The sequence below is a fragment of the Mesorhizobium sp. M1396 genome, assembly GCF_040317725.1.
Lineage (GTDB): Bacteria > Pseudomonadota > Alphaproteobacteria > Rhizobiales > Rhizobiaceae > Mesorhizobium.
Window position 1 is genome coordinate 1 of record NZ_JAMYLA010000158.1, and the last position, 727, is coordinate 727.

At 61.9% G+C, this 727-nt stretch carries 1 protein-coding gene; it reads left to right on the forward strand.

The window, feature by feature from the left end; translation table 11 throughout:
- On the forward strand, window positions 1-727 hold a 727-nt coding region (locus NKH02_RS34425; RefSeq protein WP_352884292.1), incomplete at both ends, for an IS701 family transposase.

Here is a 727-nt window from a genome sequence, read left to right on the forward strand (position 1 = left end):
TTGCCCAAGAAGGGACGTCACTCGGTTGGCGTCGCGCCACAATATGCTTCGTCGCTCGGAAAGACTGCCAATTGTCAGTCGCTGGTCTCGGTAACGTTGGCCTCGCGCGAGGTGCCGGTGATGGTGGGCCTGCGGCTCTTCCTGCCCGAGAGCTGGACCGATGATCCTGAGCGCATGGCGCGGGCCGGTGTGCCGAAGGATAGACAAACCGCTCTGACAAAGCCGGAGATTGCGATCGAGGAGATCGACCGCGTCATCGCCTCCGGTGCGCGTTTTGGCTGTGTGCTTGCCGATTCAGGGTACGGCTCCAGCGGGCCTTTCCGTCAGGCTTTGAGTGAGCGCAGTCTGCTGTGGGCGGTAGGACTATCGCGACGCCAAAACGTCTATCCGGCCGATGTTGATCTGATCTTCCCGGTCGCGACCACCGGTAGGCGCCGCCAATATCACATCCCGGACCGGTCGCCGGTCTCTGCCGAGGTAATGCTGTCTGGTGAGAAATGGCAGAAGATAAGCTGGCGGCGCGGCACTAAAGGTCGGCTGACATGCCTCTTTGCGGCTCGCCGTGTCCGCGTTGCGGATGGTCATAAGCACCGGATGCTCGACAATCGCATGCAATGCATGCCAGGCGACGAGGTCTGGCTCGTCGGCGAACGCCGGTCGACTGGCGAGCAGAAATACTATGTGTCGAACTTACCGGCCGACGCGAGCCTCAAGCTGCTCGCCGCCA